The sequence below is a fragment of the Capnocytophaga canis genome (genome assembly GCF_043187445.1).
GTDB classification, from domain to species: domain Bacteria; phylum Bacteroidota; class Bacteroidia; order Flavobacteriales; family Flavobacteriaceae; genus Capnocytophaga; species Capnocytophaga canis.
In genome coordinates this window covers 661,240-678,368 of sequence record NZ_CP171121.1, presented here as the reverse complement: position 1 = coordinate 678,368, position 17,129 = coordinate 661,240, and the positions used below count along the sequence as shown (strand labels likewise).

The window sequence follows — 17,129 nt, the reverse complement described above, 5'->3', positions numbered from 1 at the left end:
CGCTAATCATTCAGCTTCAACACTGCCATAAAGGCACTTTGTGGCACTTCTACGTTTCCGATTTGGCGCATACGTTTTTTACCTTTTTTCTGTTTTTCAAGGAGTTTACGTTTCCGCGAGATGTCTCCACCGTAACATTTGGCAGTAACGTCTTTACGGAGGGCTTTGATAGTTTCACGAGCGATGATTTTCGCCCCAATTGCTGCCTGAATCGGAATATCAAACTGCTGACGCGGAATCAGTTCGCGGAGCTTTTCACACATTTTCTTCCCGATGTTATACGCATTATCGGCGTGAATCAAAGCTGATAAGGCGTCTACCGAATTGGCGTTAATCAGCACATCGACTTTTACCAAATTAGAAGCTCTCATTCCGATAGGTGAATAATCGAATGAAGCATAACCTTTTGATACTGTTTTTAATCGGTCGTAAAAATCAAACACGATTTCCGCCAGTGGCATATCAAAATTTAGTTCCACACGTTCGGGGGTAAGGTACGTCTGATTGGTAATTTGCCCACGTTTTTCGATACAAAGCGACATCACTTGCCCCACAAAATCCGCTTTGGTAATTACCGATGCTTTGATGTAAGGCTCTTCCACTCGGTCCAATTTCGATGGGTCGGGAAGGTCAGACGGATTATTTACTACGATAGGCGTTTCAGGGTCTTTCTTAGTGTACGCCAGATAACTAACGTTCGGAACGGTAGTAATTACCGTCATATCGAACTCGCGTTCCAATCGCTCCTGAATGATTTCCAAGTGCAACATTCCGAGGAAACCACAACGGAAACCAAAACCCAATGCCGCCGAACTTTCAGGAGTGAAAACGAGCGAAGCATCGTTAAGTTGCAGTTTTTCCATCGAAGCTCGAAGTTCTTCATAATCCTCAGTATCAACAGGATAAATTCCTGCAAATACCATCGGTTTTACGTCTTCAAATCCATCAATGATTTCAGAACAGCCATTTACTGCCGAAGTAATCGTATCACCCACCTTTACCTCACGAGCATCTTTTATTCCAGTGATGAGGTAACCCACATCGCCCGTTTTTACAGATTGCTTGGCTACTTGATTGAGTTTAAGCGTCCCTACTTCGTCAGCATCATACGTTTTTCCGGTAGACATAAATTTGATTTTCTGACCTTTACGGATTTCTCCATTCATCACACGGAAATATGTTTCCACACCACGAAACGGATTGTACACCGAGTCAAAAATCAGGGCTTGTAACGGAGCCTCGGGGTCACCTTTTGGGGCAGGAATGCGTTCGATGATAGCTTCGAGGATTTGCTCCACGCCCAAACCTGTTTTCCCAGAAGCAGGGATAATATCATCAGGGTCACAGCCAAGCAAATCAACAATATCGTCTTTCACTTCCTCAGGATTTGCCGAAGGAAGGTCTATTTTATTTAAGATAGGGATAATTTCCAAGTCATTTTCCAGAGCCAGATACAGGTTGGAAATAGTCTGAGCCTGAATACTTTGTGCAGCATCAACAATCAGCAAAGCTCCCTCACACGCAGCGATAGAACGCGACACTTCATACGAGAAATCCACGTGACCAGGGGTGTCGATAAGATTCAGAATATAAGTTTCGCCCTTGTATTCGTATTCCATTTGGATAGCGTGAGATTTGATGGTAATCCCTCGTTCACGCTCTAAGTCCATATTATCAAGGAGTTGGTCTTGTTTTTCGCGTTCGGTAACGGTTTTGGTAAAGTCCAAAAGTCGGTCAGCAAGGGTACTTTTTCCGTGGTCGATGTGTGCGATAATGCAAAAATTGCGTATGTTTTTCATCAGTGTAAATATTCATTTATATGTGAAGGGCAAATATACAAAAAAACTTGTCAGTTGCTATGGATTCCGTAAATTTAGTTAAGCAGAGAAGAAAATGTATGTGCTGAAAAATCAAATAGATACCAAGAAGGCCATTCCACATATTGGGAATAGCCTCTTTTACTTTTAAAATAAGTTAGATTGTTTGTGAATATTTTACTACATATTCAGTTCCACTGCGTTTCCATGCCCCCGATAGAGAACGAGTTTATCCTCTAATTCTACTTCTAAAACAGTTACGTAAGGATCAAGAGAATTTTCGGAAGGTACGGAAATTCGTAATATTCCTGGGATATTGTTCCAGGCAGCTCCTCCGTTGCGTTCAAAAGAAAGATTTTCTCCACTTCCTAAAACCTTAATAGATTTTATTTTAGTTTGAATTCCTTTTAACTGAATGTAGTTTTTAGGTGCATCGAACAAGCATAAGTATATTTTTTTATGGTCATGACTAAGCATGGTAGGTCCAAAGAAATGCCCGTAGGGTAGTCCTGCTTCGGAGTCGTATACTGCAGTTTTGTGCTTTTGAATCCATTTGCCAAGAGCTTCCAAACGTTCAACTTGTTCGGGAGCGATGCTTCCATCTGGTTTTGGTCCGATGTTCAATAGAAGATTTCCTCCTGTGGAAATTACTTCAACAAATGTACGTACGATTTGTGAAATCGGTTTGTAGTTTGTATCCGATGGGAAATAACCCCAATTGTCGTTCATTGTCATGCAAAATTCCCACGCTCCTTCAGGACGAACGATAGGGACTCCTTGTTCAGGAGTTTTGTAGTCTCCATATTCATTGAGTCGTGAATTGACAATTACTTGTGGATTTGATTTCAATAAACTTTGTTTGATTTCAGCTGATTTCCATTCTTCAGCTTTATGTTCCCAATCGCCATCAAACCAATAAAGATCAGGTTTGTATGCGTTTAGTTCCTCTAATTGATCGAAGTTGAATTTGACAAAACGTTCCCATGGAGATAATTTTTGTTGTCCCTTTTGTGGATAAAATTTATTTGTAGTTTTGATACGCTCAAAAGTAACAGGTTTATAATCAGGATGTGACCAATCGCATAACGAATAGTAAAGTCCTAATTTCATGTTCTTTTTACGAACGGCTTTCACGAAAGGTGTGAGCAAATCCTTTTTGGCAGCAGCGTGTTTTATGGTACTCAATGTGCTGTATTTCGTATCCCATAGAGCTACACCATCATGATGTTTCGTTGTTAATACTACATATTTAGCACCTACTTTTTCAAAAAGGTCTAACCATGCATCAGGATTATAATTTGAAGCAGTAAATTCCTTTCCTTGAGCTAAATAATCAGCGTGTGAAATCCGTTTGTGATACATAGACCACGACTCCGTAATTCCATTCACTCCGTAGTATCCCCAATGAATGAATATCCCTAATTTGGCTTTTTCAAACCATTCTAATCGATTGTCTTTCTGTTTGTTAATTTGTGCTTGGATGTTTATAGTTGCTAACAAACATAAAGTCAAAAATATTTTTTTTACCATAAGTACAAGTATATGTATTTTAAAATAAAATTATGATATTAAATAAGTTTAAAAATAATACTAAAATTATGTATAGATTATTTTTGTTTACAGCGAAAAACGCCTTCCGTGATTTTTTTCATATCCCCGATTCCATTTTTTTTCACATTCATCTGAAAGCGTCCTTCAATGATGTTTTTGGAAGAGTCTAATTTTGTAATTTCAACATTTCCGTTATCTATGGTAAGATACTGTTGTTTGTTTACGATGTAAAGACCAGTTCCTCCATTTTTTTCATCACTAAATTTATGATTTCCTAAAGTAGTTGAACTTATCGAAAAAGAGAACGTTTTATCAGTAGCATCATTTCCCGAACGATAGGATTCGATTTGTATACTACCATCCTTGTTAATTGTGTAGGTGCATCGGTCACCTTTAACAACCACCCACTCTCCATCAACTTTAGCTTTGATGTAGAAATCGTTAGATAAAACGATTCCGTTTTCGTCAATTTCCTCTGCTTGTTGCGGAGTTTCAGGTTTGTCGCACCCAATGAACATAATCATAGGTACTACTAAAAATTTAATAATACTTGTAATTTTTTTCATAAGTCTATGTAATTTTATTGCTTTCAGCGTAATTTAAGGCAAAGAACGATATTTTTTTTCAAATAGAGAATTTTTAAGGACAAAAAAATCGTTTTTTTTTGACTTTAAATAATTCAAAATGCGGTTAATTAGTTATGATTTGAAATCCTCATCTTTAAAATTCAGTAAATATACTTTTTTAGTGGAACGTGTCAATGCTGTGTACAACCAACGATAGTATTCCTCATCGGCACCATTAGGTAGATATGGTTTTTCGATAAAAATGATATCCCACTGTCCACCTTGGCTTTTGTGGCAGGTAATTGCATATGAGAATTTCACCTGTAAGGCGTTAAAATATGGGTTTTCTTTCACTTTTTGATACTTTTTGTAGGAAGAAGTTTCCTCTTCATAGTCTAATAGTACTTCCTCGTAAAGGCGTTGGCTATCTTGGTGCGAAAGGGAGGCTTGTTCCGATTCCAAAGTGTTTAAGAGTAAGACAGTATCAAATGGAGGTTGGTTCGGATAATCAATCAGTTGTACAGAGACTTCAGCAAATCGAAAACCGTAATATTCACGGAAGGCATAAATCCGAAGTATTTCCAAAGTGTCACCATTGGCAATAAAACTGACTTCCGATGAATCTTTTAACCAAAAGTAGTTGTTTTTGACAACCATCAGTAAATCACCTGCCGTAAGTTCATCCTCGTTGTCTAAAATTACCTTTCGAATTTGTTTATTGTACAGTACCGCACGTTTATTTGATCGCACGATGATGGAGGTATGTTCTGTTCCGTAGTCATTATAAGCGTCTTCTATAGCTTCTTGAATTTCAGAACTTTCTCTTAATCGGATGATGTCCTTAAAACCTTTGGTTTGAAACTCAAAATTGCTATAAAAAGTTTGATTTAGCGACTCTCTTAGCTTAGTAGCGTTGTATAAAATTCCTGACTTTTTTTCTTGTCGGACTACTTCTGTAAGTTCAATATGCGAGACATCCTTTTGGTAGCGAGATTCTAAATTTCGGATATCTAAAGCAGGGCTATACAGAGAATTTACGGGAGGCAACTGAGCTGTATCTCCCATCAGTAATAATCGACAACCTTCCCCCGAATAAACGTATAGCATCAGATCATCTAATAAAGAGTTTCGCTCAAAAAACTGCCCATCATTATCAGCAATCATTGAAGCCTCATCTACAATGAATAAAGTGTTTTTGAACTTATTAGGTTTTAAATTATAAGAAAAACTACCGTTTTGATTTTTGGGGTAATAAATATGTTTGTGAATTGTATATGCTTGTTGTTTTGCGAAATGAGACATGACTTTAGCTGCTCGTCCTGTGGGAGCTAACAGCACAGCTCTGTGTTTAATTTTTGGAAGATTTTGAATCAGACTATTGGTGATGGATGTTTTTCCCGTACCCGCAAAACCTTTTAGTAAAAAAAGTTTATTGTTTGTTTTTGTGTCAAGTAAAAAAATACTAAGTTGTTGTAAAGCAATATTTTGTAGAGGGGTAGGGGAGTGGTTAAAAGCCTCTAAAAGGGCGTTGTAAAAAGTTGTTTTATCCATACATGTCAAAAATAGACCTCAAAAATATAATTTTTTTTGCGAAAAAACTTTTTATAACAAAAAAAAATTGTAGCTTTGCATTAACCAGTCAAGAAATTTGAATAAAATAATATTTTAAAAAATGAAAAAAGTTTTACAAATCGCACTTTGGGCAGTAGGTCTATTTTTCTGCTTCATGATTTACAAATCAGTTACAGGTCCTATTCAGTTTAAAAAAATTAAAACAGAGCGTTACACAGAAGTAATCCGCAAACTCAAAGACATTCGTGATGCACAGGAAGCTCATCGAGTTGTTAAAGGAAAGTATGCAGCTAATTTTGATGAATTGACTTCATTTATCGAAACAGCTAAATTCACCATCACTTCACAGCGTGACACAAGTTGGGTTGAATACGACAAAGTCTATAAAATTGACATGTTGAAACAAGGTGTTGTTGTTGATACCTTAGGTTATGTAGCTGTGAAAGATTCCTTGTTCAAAAATTCTGATCGCTATAAGAATTTACGTTATGTACCACACGCTAAAAGCAAAGAAGAACAATTCGTAATGAATACAGCTATGTTGGATAGAAATGGGGTTCAAGCCTCTGTTTTTGAGGCGTATGTGCCTAAGAAAGTAGTTCTATGGGATCAAGATGATAATGATGTTCAAGTTGAAATAGCAAGAAATTCAGTAGAAGAAGTTAAGGGTGATTTAATCAAAGTAGGTTCATTAGACGATATCACAATTAATGGTAACTGGCCAACTTCATACGATGCAAAAACTGCAAGAAAATAATATATTAGAACCTTATTTTAAAGAATTGTCCATTCAAATTAACTTGGATGGACTTTCTTTTTGTGTTTTCAATCCTGTGTTGAACTACGTTGAGTCAATTTACAATTTTTCTGTAAATTTCAATAAAAGTAATCAGGAAATTGAAAAACAAGTCTATACTATTTTACAATCCGAAGAAGATTTAAGGCAGGATTTTAACAATATCAAAGTGTTACATAACACACCAGCTTACACCCTTATTCCACAAGCTCTTTTTTCTGACGAAAAAGAAGCTGTTAATTATTTGAAATATAGCATTGACACCTCTGGGCTAAAAGAAAAATTTATCGAAGTTGATAAAATTATTCCTATTGATATCGTAAATGTCTATGTTCCTGATGTTCTGATTAATAATATCTTAATTGAACACTATGGAATGGTGGACTACAACCACTTTTCATCTTCTCTTTTGCGTATGTTGCTTAAGCATTATGCTTCGCATTCCTATCAAATTATGTATGCCTATACGGAACAAAGTTCCTTTTATTTTGTAGTATTTAAAGATAAAAAACTTTATCACTTCAATCGATTTTATTACGAAACCACAGAAGATTTTTTATTTTACACGCTTTACTGTATCGAACAATTAGGAATTGATTCCGAGCGTATTCCGTTGTATGTAATCGGAGATTTTAACCATAAATCATTGGTTTATCGTCAATTGAGTCGTTACATAAAATATATTTATTTAATGGATTTTAATCGAAAGGAATACTACAAAGGAATGGATGAAGAATTGATACGCAAAAATTTTGTGTTGACGCAATGTTTCTGATTCGAAACTAAATTATTTAATTTCTTCAAAATCAATATATTCTCCTACTTTTTTCTTTCTCGAAGTTGATTCTTTTGACCGAGCATCGTCATTCATAATGGTTTGACGACTGTCGGTTTGCCTTTGATATTGATTTTGAGTTTGTTGAAATTGGTTATATATCTTTTTTTCTACTTTCTTAAAAAAATAACGCAACACAAAAGGCATTAGAATCCTAATAAGAATCCGAAGTCCTAAAATTACAAGTAAAACAATCAGAAGGGTTCTCAAAAACCCCATTAAAGATGCTTCTGCTATCATAGATTTTAAAAGTTTTGCCAAAGATATGAATTGTGTTGGTAATTTGCAAATACCAACAATTTGGATATTCAGAAAATATTTTAAAAAAAGTGACTTTATGTTATCTAAATTAAATCTAAATAGCTATATTTGCACAATTGTTTTTAATTAGAATTAATATGAAGAAAAAACTTGTATCTTTATTTGTGTTTATAACAACTTGTATATCAGCACAGAATAATGTTTTTTTTAGTGCGGATTTTTGGAAATCAAAGCCCTCAGTGGAACAGGTAAAGCAAAAAATTGCTGAAGGTAATGACCCTGTAGCTCTAAATGAAAGAGCTTATGATGCGACTTCATTGGCTATAAATAACGGAGCCTCGTTTGAGACTATCGTTTATTTACTTTCGCTCAAAGGCAATGAAGTTGATAAACTAACTCATGACAAGCGTACTTACATTTTTTGGGCAGCATTCCAAAATCGTTTGGATGTAGCTAAATATTTGCTTGACAAAGGAGCTAAAACGGATGTTCGTGATTCTCATCTGTATTCACCACTTTTGTTTTCAGCTGTCAGAGGAAACAAATCCATTGAATTTTACGAGATGCTTATAAAATATGGAGCCAATGTTAAGGATAGAAACGAAAATGGGGCCACAGCTTTGCTCTTGCTGATTCCACACCTTAAAGATTTGAAAGAGGTTGATTATTTTATCAAAAAAGGTTTGTCATTGAAAGATGTTGATAATAAAGGTGATAATTCTATTTTTTATGCGGCTCGTTATGGTAATCAAGATATTATCAATCAGCTGATTAAGAAGAAAATAGATGTAAAGGCTGTTAATAAAAAGGGACAAAACATAGCTTTTGCAGCTGCTGAAGGAGGACGAGGTAAATCAAACGATATATCTTTTTTCAAGTATGTTGAAAGTTTAGGTATTAATCCAAATCAAAAAGATAAAGAAGGTTTAACACCTCTATTCATACTTTCGTTCAGACATAGAGATGTAGGGGTATTGTCATATTTTATCGAAAAAGGAAATGATGTGAATCAAACAAACGCTTCTGGTCAAAGTCCGTTGATGAATGCTTCCTCTTCGAATGTACTCCCCATTGTTACCCTCTTGGCGGATAAAACGCAAAATATCAATGCCGTTAACAATCATAAACAGTCAGCTTTGACGTTAGCTGTTCACCGAAATTCAGCTGAAGTAGTTGATTTTTTAATTGGTAAGGGAGCTGATGTGAATGTGAAAGATGATAAAGGAAATTCCTTAGTTTACTATTTGGTGGATGGCTATAGTCCACGTAACCAAGAAGATTTTAATAAAAAATGGGATATTTTGCTTGAAAAAGGATTGGACATGGCTCAACTTCAGGCTAATGGTAATACGATCTATCATTTAGCTGTTCAGAAAGGGAATTTAGATTTGTTACAAAAGGCGAGTTCAGCAAGTGTGAGCGTTGATACTAAAAATGAAGAAGGGCTTACTCCATTGCATCAAGCTATTATGACGGCTAAAAATTTGGACATAATTAACTTTTTACTTGAAAAAGGGGCTGATAAAACCGTAACCACAGATTTTGGTGAATCGGCTTATGATTTGGCACAAGAAAATGAGGCCTTAAATGGATTGAATATTAATTTTTTAAAATAATTTACTATGAAAATCAAACAGTTAATTGGGATTTTAGCACTTGTATTAGTGACTTTTTCATTCACAAAACAGCAACCAAGTTCTAAATATAAATGTATGATTCAACTTACGAATTACGATGGAGAAGGGGCTTATATTGTGGTTTCTTTGTTGAATCCCGAGGGTAAATATGAAAAGACTTTGCAGGTGTTGGGTGATGATCCAGAGTGGTATAGTGATTTACCGGAGTGGTGGAAGTTCTATGGAAAACGAGAGACCATCGATGCTATCACGGGAGAAACTATTAGTGGAGGACAACGAGCTGTGAAAGTGATTGAAATAGAGGATGATAAAATTGATAAAGGCTACAAAATCCGTTTTGAAACTGCGGTGGAAGACCAAAAATATTACGCTACTGATGTAGAGTTTGAACTTACTTCGCAGAGTTTGAAAAGCAAGGTTGAAGGCAAGGGATACATCCGTTACGTACGAATGATGCCCAATTAAATTCCATAGTTAATTTCTTGAAAAAAGGTTACTTGACATTCTGTTAAGTAACCTTTCTTCATTTAATATTTCTTCTCTGTTTTTATAAACTATTCCAAATTTTTCGAGCTTTTTCCAAGTCGCTTTCTGTATCGATGCCAATGGTAGGGATATCTGTTTTGGCTACACGAATTTTAAATCCATTTTCTAAATAACGGAGCTGTTCTAATTTTTCTGTAGTTTCTAACATTGATTCTTCCAATTGAGAAAATTGTATCAATGCAGGTTTGCGATATGCGTAAATTCCAATATGTTTAAAATAGTTACCTAACGATTTTTCATCGCGAGGAAAAGGAATACAAGCTCTCGAAAAATAGAGAGCATCTCCCGAGTTGTTTGTAACTACCTTCACGTTGTTTGGATTTTTTATATCTTCAAAATCATATAACTCTTCCATTAAAGTAGCTACATCAACTTGATTGTCAGTGTCTTTTTTAAAAATCTCAATGAGCATCTCTAAGTTTTTTTTAGCTGTAAATGGTTCGTCTCCTTGAATGTTTACCACTACATCTACATTCATAGACTCACAAGCCTCAGCTAATCGGTCACTTCCGCTCTGATATTCTCTTTTACTACGAATGACTTTGCCACCAACTTCAATAATAGCCTGTTCAATGCGGTCATCGTCGGTTACCACGTACACATCTTCAAAGAGTTGTGTGGCACGTACAGCTTCAAAAGTTTGAACAATTACAGGTTTTCCTCCCAAGTCTTTCATGAGTTTACCTGGAAAACGTGTTGCTCCGTAACGAGCTGGTATCATGGCTATTATTTTCATATTAGGTGTATTTTCTTAATTTAAGACTTTCTTACTGAATTTTAAAAGGTGAAATTCTTTTCTAAATTTACCTTTTTACAAAATATAGAACATCACTCCTAATTGAAGGATATTAGCTTTCAAGGAAGTCCCTTCAATGGTGTTGACATTTTTGAACAGGGGAGTCAAGCTGTATTGCACGTAAAAGTTTACGGCGTTGTAGCCTAATGCAGCGTAGAGTTTTGTGTGAAATTTTCCTTTTAATTCGAGATTAGAGAAGGAAGTACTCAACTCGTTATGCTCGTAAAAACTTTTGGATTTTAGGACATAACCAAATTTCATTCCTGTGTAAATTCGCCAGAACTTATGATCTTCCGCTGTTGAGGTTCGCCATCGGAACTCCAGAGGAATCTCTAATGTGTGTAATGAAAAGTTATTTTTGTTCAAATTCAAGGACTTGATCCCGTCGGGAATTTGATAGGTTCGCACACCATTTTCGCTGAAAACGACAATGTTACTATATACCAGATCATAGGCATACCCCATCCCTACGGCGATTCCTACGTTGCGACGTTCGTTTAGCGGGATGTCACGCATGATACCCGTATGAATGCCATGGGAAAGACCGTGTTGGACTACTCTTGATGCTTTTGAGCTTAGAATATTGTATGTTAGTCCCAAATAAAATTGGTCTTCCAAATATTTCACTCCATAGTCTCTATTTTTTTTATCCACTTTGGAAGGACTTTGAATCATTCCGTCATCCTCATCTTCCTGTGCGTAACTACACAAGGGCAACAAACAAAACAGAACAAAGGTGTAAATCTTACTTTTTATCATTCTATAAACATTAATCATTAGGCTTCACACAAATTTTTTCTTTTCTCAAAAAAGGAGTCTGGGTAAAAATTTAGCTAAGGATTAATTTAATTACCATTAACTTAACCTTATTCCTAATAGGAAAATTGTGCAAAATTTTCATACGATAGCAAGAAAAAGCGTTCCACCCTCAAGGGAATTTACATCAGGTGGAACATTATTGTGGATCTACTTTTTAAACACATTCTTCTTGTTTTTCAATAGCATCTTTCAACTGATGAAGTGCTTGAGCAATAATGCTTTGAGGACAAGCTAAATTAATACGCATGAATCCTTCACCTTCTTTGCCGTACATAGCTCCGTCGTTTAATGCCAATTTAGCTCCATCAACACACAGATGAACTAAACTCTCTTGACAGATTTCCAACCCTCGGAAGTCTAAAAACACCAGATAGGAAGCCTCTGGAACGATACATTTCACTTTTGGAATGTTCTTTTCCACATAGTCCACTACAAAGTCAATGTTTTTCTGAATATATTTCAATAGCTTGTTTAACCATTCCTCTCCTTCTGTGTAAGCAGCGATTACCGTTTGATAAGCAAATACGTTTCCGTCGCCGAGCATGTTTCCTTCTACATAGCTTTGGAATTTCTCTCGCAATTCAGGATTTTGAATTACGGCATAGGAGGTTGTAAATCCTGCCATATTGAAAGCCTTGCTGGGTGATGCGAACGTAATACTCATTTGACGAGCTTGATCACTTACGCTACCTAATGGGATATGTTTATGCGGAGGTAAAGTTAAATCAGCATGAATTTCATCGGATACCAGTACCACATTGTTTCTATGGCAAATGTCTGCTACACGTTCCAGCTCATCACGTCGCCAAACTCGACCTCCTGGATTGTGAGGATGACAGAATAGAAATACCTTACATCCTTTGATATCTTTTTCCAATCTATCAAAATTGATCTGGTATTGACCGTCAATCAGTTCCAAAGGACTGTTTACCAAAACTCTGCTGTTGTTCTCCACTACCAATGAAAATGGATAGTACACAGGCTGTTGAATCAAGACTTTGTCACCTTTTTCCGTAAAAGCCTGTACAACCATTGCTAGGGCAGGTACAACCCCCGGGGTGAAAGAAATCATCTCTTGACTGATATTCCAACCAAAACGTTTTTGTTGCCAATTGATAATAGCGTCATACCATTGTTGTGGTTTAGCCGTATATCCAAAAATTTCGCATTCCATCCGTTTTTTCAAAGCGTTCACTATAAAAGGAGGTGTTTTAAAATCCATATCAGCAATCCACATTGCTAATAAATCCGTTCTTCCCCAACGTGGTTGAAGTGCTTCTAATTTGAGAGCATCGCTCTTACTGCGGTCGTTGATTTCGTCAAAATTATATTCCATGGTTATATCAAATCATATTATAAGAGCCAAAGATACTACTTTTATAAAATACCACAATAGTTTTATTTGAAATATTTTCGGGTTCTATCTTTTTGATTTACTTTTGTCGCTTAGAATATATTTTTCTGGTAAAATAACTTTTATGACTGAAAAACAAATCTTAGCAAAGATAGAAAAGTGGGATAAAGACAACAAAGTATCCGCCATTATTGAATTTATTGAAAACCTTCCTGTACAACAAAAAACATCGCAAGTTTTAAGTGAATTAGGCCGTGCGTACAATAATTTTTATTGGCTGATGCCCTCTGAAGAGAATCGTGCTTACTTGCAAAAGGCTGTGAGTGTCTTTAACTACGTCAAAGACGATATACCTTCCCAAATATGGCACTATCGCATTGGCTATGCCTATTTCTTTTTAGATAATATAGAGAAAGCGAAAGAACATCTTTCACATGCCTCTGAGGGTAATGGAAAAGATTTACTGGAATTTCTCAAAATTGCTGAACAAAAAGGATTGAAACCCACTGAAGTTGCTCCACAAGGAGCTTTGAAATTTGAATTTCTGTTCGAAAAGTTCATAGCACTTATTCAAGAAAAAGCACCTGCTTTAGTTTCTGTACTTGGCAAAGGAGCTTCAGATACAACATTGGATGCTTTTGAGCAAAGAATGGGCATTAATTTGCCTGAGGACGTACGTTATTTTTATAAAACTTTTGATGGACAAACGGATAACAATGTTTTTTTCCTTAATAATGCACAACGTTTTATTTCCATTCAAGAAGTAGAAGAACTACAAAAGCGATGGCTCTCATTTGTTGTAAACAACTATGGGAAAAATTGGCAAGATTTAACATTTTCGTCCGATGATTTTTTTGATGACGACATTATCAAAAATCAATTGTTTAGCCAACGTTGGATTCCGTTTTTGATGCAACATAATGAGCAAGGAAACGAAGAATATTTGTGTTTTGATTTTGATAGCATCAATGAAGAAGACTTTGGGCAGCTGATCAGTGTTTCCCTTTCGGATAAGCTCCAAAGTTATTACGTAGATTCTGTTAGTCCCAACATTTGGTCGTGGCTCTATACCACTACTAAAAATATTGAAGAAGGATTTGTTGTCTATGATGAGAAATTCAATTCCCTAATGTTTACTACCACAGATGACTTTTCTGCTGTTTATTACACTGAAGATGAGTTAGATACTTTAAAGAATTATATTTCTGAAAACATAGGTCAAATTGATGATGTATTCCCTGAACTTATTTCATCTGACATTCGCTGTGATATTTACATCATCAAGCCTACGCCTGAACGGAATTACTACACCCTAATAACAGGAGGAATGGGAGCCTTTGATATGCTCGTTCCCCAAGATCATGAAGGGAGTACTAATGCCGAATTAATGATTAACCTTCCTCCCGATTGGAATGTTTACGGAAATGATGAAAAAGATTTTTGGCCGATCAGATGGCTCAAAACCTTAGCACAGCTACCTATTGAACAACAAACTTTTTTAGATTGGTGGCATACTATTCCAACAGGAGAACCTTTGCCTGATACTCCGTTCACTTGTTTGATGCTCATAGGAAGCGAAACTAAAGACCGTAGTAATGCCTTAGTAACACTTCCTACTGGACGCCAAGTTCAATTCTTCACTTTAGTACCGCTCTATGAGGAAGAGATGCTTTATAAATTGCAAAATATGGCAGAAGCTCTCATTGAACGATTCGAAGCGAAAGCAATTCCTTATCCTCCAGTGGTAGATGTAAATCGATTGAACGTATGCGAAAATTTTGTCCCATCTGAAAATCATGCTGCCTTGGATGGCGTAGCATGGGCATTCAATAAAATCAATTACGTGGGGCTGATGCAATTTTGGGATGATGTTCGGGCTTATAACGAGTACATCGAACAAGATTTAGATTATTTTAACCCCTTTACAACCCTGTTCAAAACATCTAAAGTGAAAGTTATTTACGAGGCATGGGTTAGAAGCGAGAAAGATTTATTACCATTTGAGGAATTCGTTGAGCCGATTGACAATATTTTTAATCAGTACAACGAGCAAAACGGTTTTTATCAAGCGGAAATCATTGCAGAACTTCAATCAGGAGATAATAATTCTTTTGGTGCATTGGAACTGCTTTGGAATATCCACAACTGTTTGCAAAACAAAGAACTTGGCGACAATATCTTCTTTGAAGGTTTTGAAATTGAAGGTTACGAGGATGATATTACTCCTGTGATATATTTATGCTTAGGAGACTAATGAAAGAGCGTTGGATGTTTTCCGAAACAGGAAACATCAACGCTCTAAAAAAGTCTGTCAGTGAAAAAACAATGTTTTTTTGGATTATGACTCCAAAAATTCAATGTTAAATCCTTTACTTTTTACGATTTCAATAATCTTTTCAGCAGAAACATCGCTGTTCACACGTAGAATTTTATCAGGATTATCAGTATCAACGCTCCATTGGTCTTTCCCTAAAGCGTTATCTAACTCATTCTGTACTTTTGATACACATCCTCCGCAATTAAGATTTGTTTTGAATTGTAATTCTTTGTTTTCCATTTCAAATATTTTAATACGCAAATTTAGAAATGATTTTCGATTAATAAATCATAAGACTTAATTTTTTTAGAAAAATGAGGTTATTCTTTGTCTTTGTGAAATATTATTGTATTTTTGTGAGTTCAATAATCTAAAATATAAAGTATACGAAATATGTTACAACTTACGTTTGTTAGGGAGAACAAAGACGTTGTTTTAAACGGACTTAAAAAGCGAAATTTCAAAGACTTACATTTAGTTGATGACATCATCAATTTAGATGAGAAAAGACGTGCAACCCAAGCCGAATTAGATAAGGTATTAGCAGAATCAAATAATATTTCAAAAGAAATCGGAATTTTATTCAAATCAGGAGACACCCAAAAAGCGAATGAACTAAAAGCCAAAACAGGTGAACTTAAAGATAAATCTAAAACTTTATCGGACGCTTTGAATGAAATTTCTGAAAATCTTAATGTATTGTTGTACCGCATTCCGAATATACCAAATGAGCTGGTGCCCTTTGGAGTGTCAGATACTGATAATGAAGTAGTTTTTCAAGCGGGAGAAGTACCTAACTTAGGAGATAAAGCTTTGCCACATTGGGAATTAGCAAAAAAGTACGATATTATAGACTTTGAATTGGGTGTGAAAATTACTGGAGCTGGTTTTCCAGTCTATAAGGGTAAGGGAGCAAAACTGCAACGTGCGTTGATTACCTATTTCTTAGATAAGAATACTGAAGCAGGTTACCAAGAGTTTCAAGTACCTCATGTGGTGAACGAAGCATCGGGATACGGTACAGGGCAGTTGCCTGATAAAGAAGGACAGATGTATCACGTTGGTTTAGATGATTTGTATCTTATCCCTACGGCAGAAGTGCCTGTCACAAATTTTTTCAGAGATGTGTTAGTATCTGAAAATGAGTTGCCTATATGTTGTACAGCTTATACGCCTTGTTTCCGCCGCGAGGCAGGAAGTTATGGAGCTCATGTTCGTGGATTGAATCGTTTACATCAGTTCGATAAAGTGGAAATTGTGCGTGTAGAACACCCTGATAATTCCTATAAAGCCTTGGATATGATGGTGGAACACGTTAAATCAATTTTAAATGAATTGAAGTTGCCATATCGTATTTTACGTCTTTGTGGTGGTGATTTGGGCTTCACATCAGCATTGACGTATGATTTTGAGGTGTATTCCACAGCACAACAAAAATGGTTGGAAATCAGTTCTGTATCTAATTTTGAAACCTTCCAATCCAACCGATTAAAATTGCGGTATAAAGATACTGATGGCAAAAATAAATTGGCTCATACCCTCAATGGAAGTTCTTTGGCCTTGCCACGAGTATTGGCTGGAATTTTAGAAAATTACCAAACTGAAGATGGTATAGTTATCCCAGAAGTGTTAAGAAAATACACAGGATTTGATAAAATATAGTCAAGAAGATAGGTTTAGTTTTCATAGTTAGTAGGTACCTCAATTAGCTGAAATAAATATGCTAATTGAGGTATTGAATTTATGACAAACTACTATTAGTCTTTGTAGATATGCTGAGCACAGAAAATTATTTTAAATTTTGTGTGTTTGCCTCAACTTTTAAAGATTTAATCCTTTGTTACTAAACAGTATAATGACTTTTTTTATCTTCTTGATTTTTTTGAAGGGGTGATTTTGAACTTCATCCAAACTCCTTTATGGTCGCTGGGATATATCCCCAAAGGTTTTATAATTGTATCCTGAAAATCATCTTTAATAGGCTTTGACCGACAAACAGAACTATCCGTTCCAAAAAGTTTGGCTTCTAATACTTTAATTCCTTTTCCTTTGTAATAAATCAAATCAATACGTTCGCGTTCATCTGCCTTAGGAGCCCAAGTAAGTTTTTTTGATGTCTGTATTTGCATTATAGCAAGGGTGTGTAAAACCAGAGTGAGTTAAAGGATTACGATACAACCTTTTATTTGTTCAATCCTGTATCATTTTTTTTCAGGACGAGACACCATACCAGCTTTTTTACTTTGTTTTACGGATTTAGTG

General features: G+C 35.7%; 16 protein-coding genes. 6 read left to right on the top strand and 10 right to left on the bottom strand.

The window, feature by feature from the left end; genetic code table 11:
• Positions 1-2: 2 nt before the first annotated feature.
• From lepA to ACF3OB_RS03000, 4 genes are all read right to left on the bottom strand, one after another.
• Entirely contained in the window at positions 3-1,799 is a 1,797-nt protein-coding gene (gene lepA / locus ACF3OB_RS03015) for a translation elongation factor 4 (RefSeq protein ID WP_042347393.1), read from the bottom strand.
• Positions 1,800-1,997: 198 nt separating this feature from the next.
• A complete protein-coding gene (locus tag ACF3OB_RS03010; RefSeq protein WP_392448277.1) occupies positions 1,998-3,347 on the bottom strand; it encodes an alpha-L-fucosidase in 1,350 nt (449 codons plus the stop codon).
• 77 nt (positions 3,348-3,424) lie between these two features.
• The gene (locus ACF3OB_RS03005) at positions 3,425-3,934 is read right to left on the bottom strand and encodes a DUF6252 family protein (protein ID WP_392419363.1); all 510 of its coding nucleotides are present in this window, start codon (positions 3,932-3,934) and stop codon (positions 3,425-3,427) included.
• A 132-nt stretch (positions 3,935-4,066) separates the two neighbouring features.
• The gene (locus tag ACF3OB_RS03000; RefSeq protein ID WP_042009925.1) at positions 4,067-5,485 is read right to left on the bottom strand and encodes an ATP-dependent RecD-like DNA helicase; all 1,419 of its coding nucleotides are present in this window, start codon (positions 5,483-5,485) and stop codon (positions 4,067-4,069) included.
• Positions 5,486-5,606: 121 nt separating this feature from the next.
• On the opposite strand from ACF3OB_RS03000, the gene ACF3OB_RS02995 reads away from it, so the two are divergent.
• Together ACF3OB_RS02995 and ACF3OB_RS02990 are read left to right on the top strand one after the other, a co-directional pair.
• Positions 5,607-6,263 (top strand): hypothetical protein, encoded by a 657-nt coding sequence (locus ACF3OB_RS02995; RefSeq protein ID WP_042344160.1) that lies wholly within the window; start codon positions 5,607-5,609, stop codon positions 6,261-6,263.
• Positions 6,241-7,077: a DUF3822 family protein gene (locus ACF3OB_RS02990; RefSeq protein WP_082023482.1), complete on the top strand. Its 837-nt coding sequence runs from the start codon at positions 6,241-6,243 to the stop codon at positions 7,075-7,077. Before ACF3OB_RS02995 ends, ACF3OB_RS02990 begins: the two co-directional genes overlap by 23 nt.
• A 12-nt stretch (positions 7,078-7,089) precedes the next feature.
• Here ACF3OB_RS02990 and ACF3OB_RS02985 read toward each other — a convergent pair whose 3' ends face one another.
• A complete protein-coding gene (locus ACF3OB_RS02985; protein WP_042009962.1) occupies positions 7,090-7,377 on the bottom strand; it encodes a DUF4834 family protein in 288 nt (95 codons plus the stop codon).
• Positions 7,378-7,535: 158 nt separating this feature from the next.
• On the opposite strand from ACF3OB_RS02985, the gene ACF3OB_RS02980 reads away from it, so the two are divergent.
• Together ACF3OB_RS02980 and ACF3OB_RS02975 are read left to right on the top strand one after the other, a co-directional pair.
• Entirely contained in the window at positions 7,536-9,014 is a 1,479-nt protein-coding gene (locus ACF3OB_RS02980; RefSeq protein WP_392448275.1) for an ankyrin repeat domain-containing protein, read from the top strand.
• Positions 9,015-9,020: 6 nt separating this feature from the next.
• Positions 9,021-9,500: a DUF2271 domain-containing protein gene (locus ACF3OB_RS02975; protein ID WP_042009932.1), complete on the top strand. Its 480-nt coding sequence runs from the start codon at positions 9,021-9,023 to the stop codon at positions 9,498-9,500.
• A gap of 82 nt (positions 9,501-9,582) precedes the next feature.
• Here the strand turns inward: ACF3OB_RS02975 and kdsB are convergent, their stop codons facing one another.
• The 3 genes from kdsB to ACF3OB_RS02960 form a co-directional block, all read right to left on the bottom strand.
• Complete coding sequence (gene kdsB / locus ACF3OB_RS02970; RefSeq protein WP_042344157.1) at positions 9,583-10,317, bottom strand: 3-deoxy-manno-octulosonate cytidylyltransferase; 735 nt, start codon at positions 10,315-10,317, stop codon at positions 9,583-9,585.
• Between the two features lie 75 nt (positions 10,318-10,392).
• Positions 10,393-11,136 (bottom strand): porin family protein, encoded by a 744-nt coding sequence (locus ACF3OB_RS02965; protein WP_042009937.1) that lies wholly within the window; start codon positions 11,134-11,136, stop codon positions 10,393-10,395.
• Positions 11,137-11,350: 214 nt separating this feature from the next.
• Positions 11,351-12,532, bottom strand: a complete 1,182-nt coding sequence (locus ACF3OB_RS02960) for a MalY/PatB family protein (RefSeq protein ID WP_172917205.1) — start codon at positions 12,530-12,532, stop codon at positions 11,351-11,353.
• A 142-nt stretch (positions 12,533-12,674) separates the two neighbouring features.
• Here ACF3OB_RS02960 and ACF3OB_RS02955 point away from each other — a divergent pair, with 142 nt between their 5' ends.
• On the top strand, positions 12,675-14,804 hold the full coding sequence (locus tag ACF3OB_RS02955) for a suppressor of fused domain protein (RefSeq protein WP_392448272.1): 2,130 nt from the start codon (positions 12,675-12,677) through the stop codon (positions 14,802-14,804).
• 84 nt (positions 14,805-14,888) lie between these two features.
• Here ACF3OB_RS02955 and ACF3OB_RS02950 read toward each other — a convergent pair whose 3' ends face one another.
• Positions 14,889-15,107 (bottom strand): heavy-metal-associated domain-containing protein, encoded by a 219-nt coding sequence (locus ACF3OB_RS02950; RefSeq protein WP_042009945.1) that lies wholly within the window; start codon positions 15,105-15,107, stop codon positions 14,889-14,891.
• Positions 15,108-15,260: 153 nt separating this feature from the next.
• Between ACF3OB_RS02950 and serS the strand changes: the two genes are divergently transcribed.
• Positions 15,261-16,529, top strand: coding sequence for a serine--tRNA ligase (gene serS / locus ACF3OB_RS02945; RefSeq protein ID WP_042009947.1), 1,269 nt, complete (start codon positions 15,261-15,263; stop codon positions 16,527-16,529).
• A 203-nt stretch (positions 16,530-16,732) separates the two neighbouring features.
• Here the strand turns inward: serS and ACF3OB_RS02940 are convergent, their stop codons facing one another.
• A complete protein-coding gene (locus ACF3OB_RS02940) occupies positions 16,733-16,996 on the bottom strand; it encodes a hypothetical protein (protein ID WP_172917871.1) in 264 nt (87 codons plus the stop codon).
• Between the last annotated feature and the right edge of the window lie 133 nt (positions 16,997-17,129).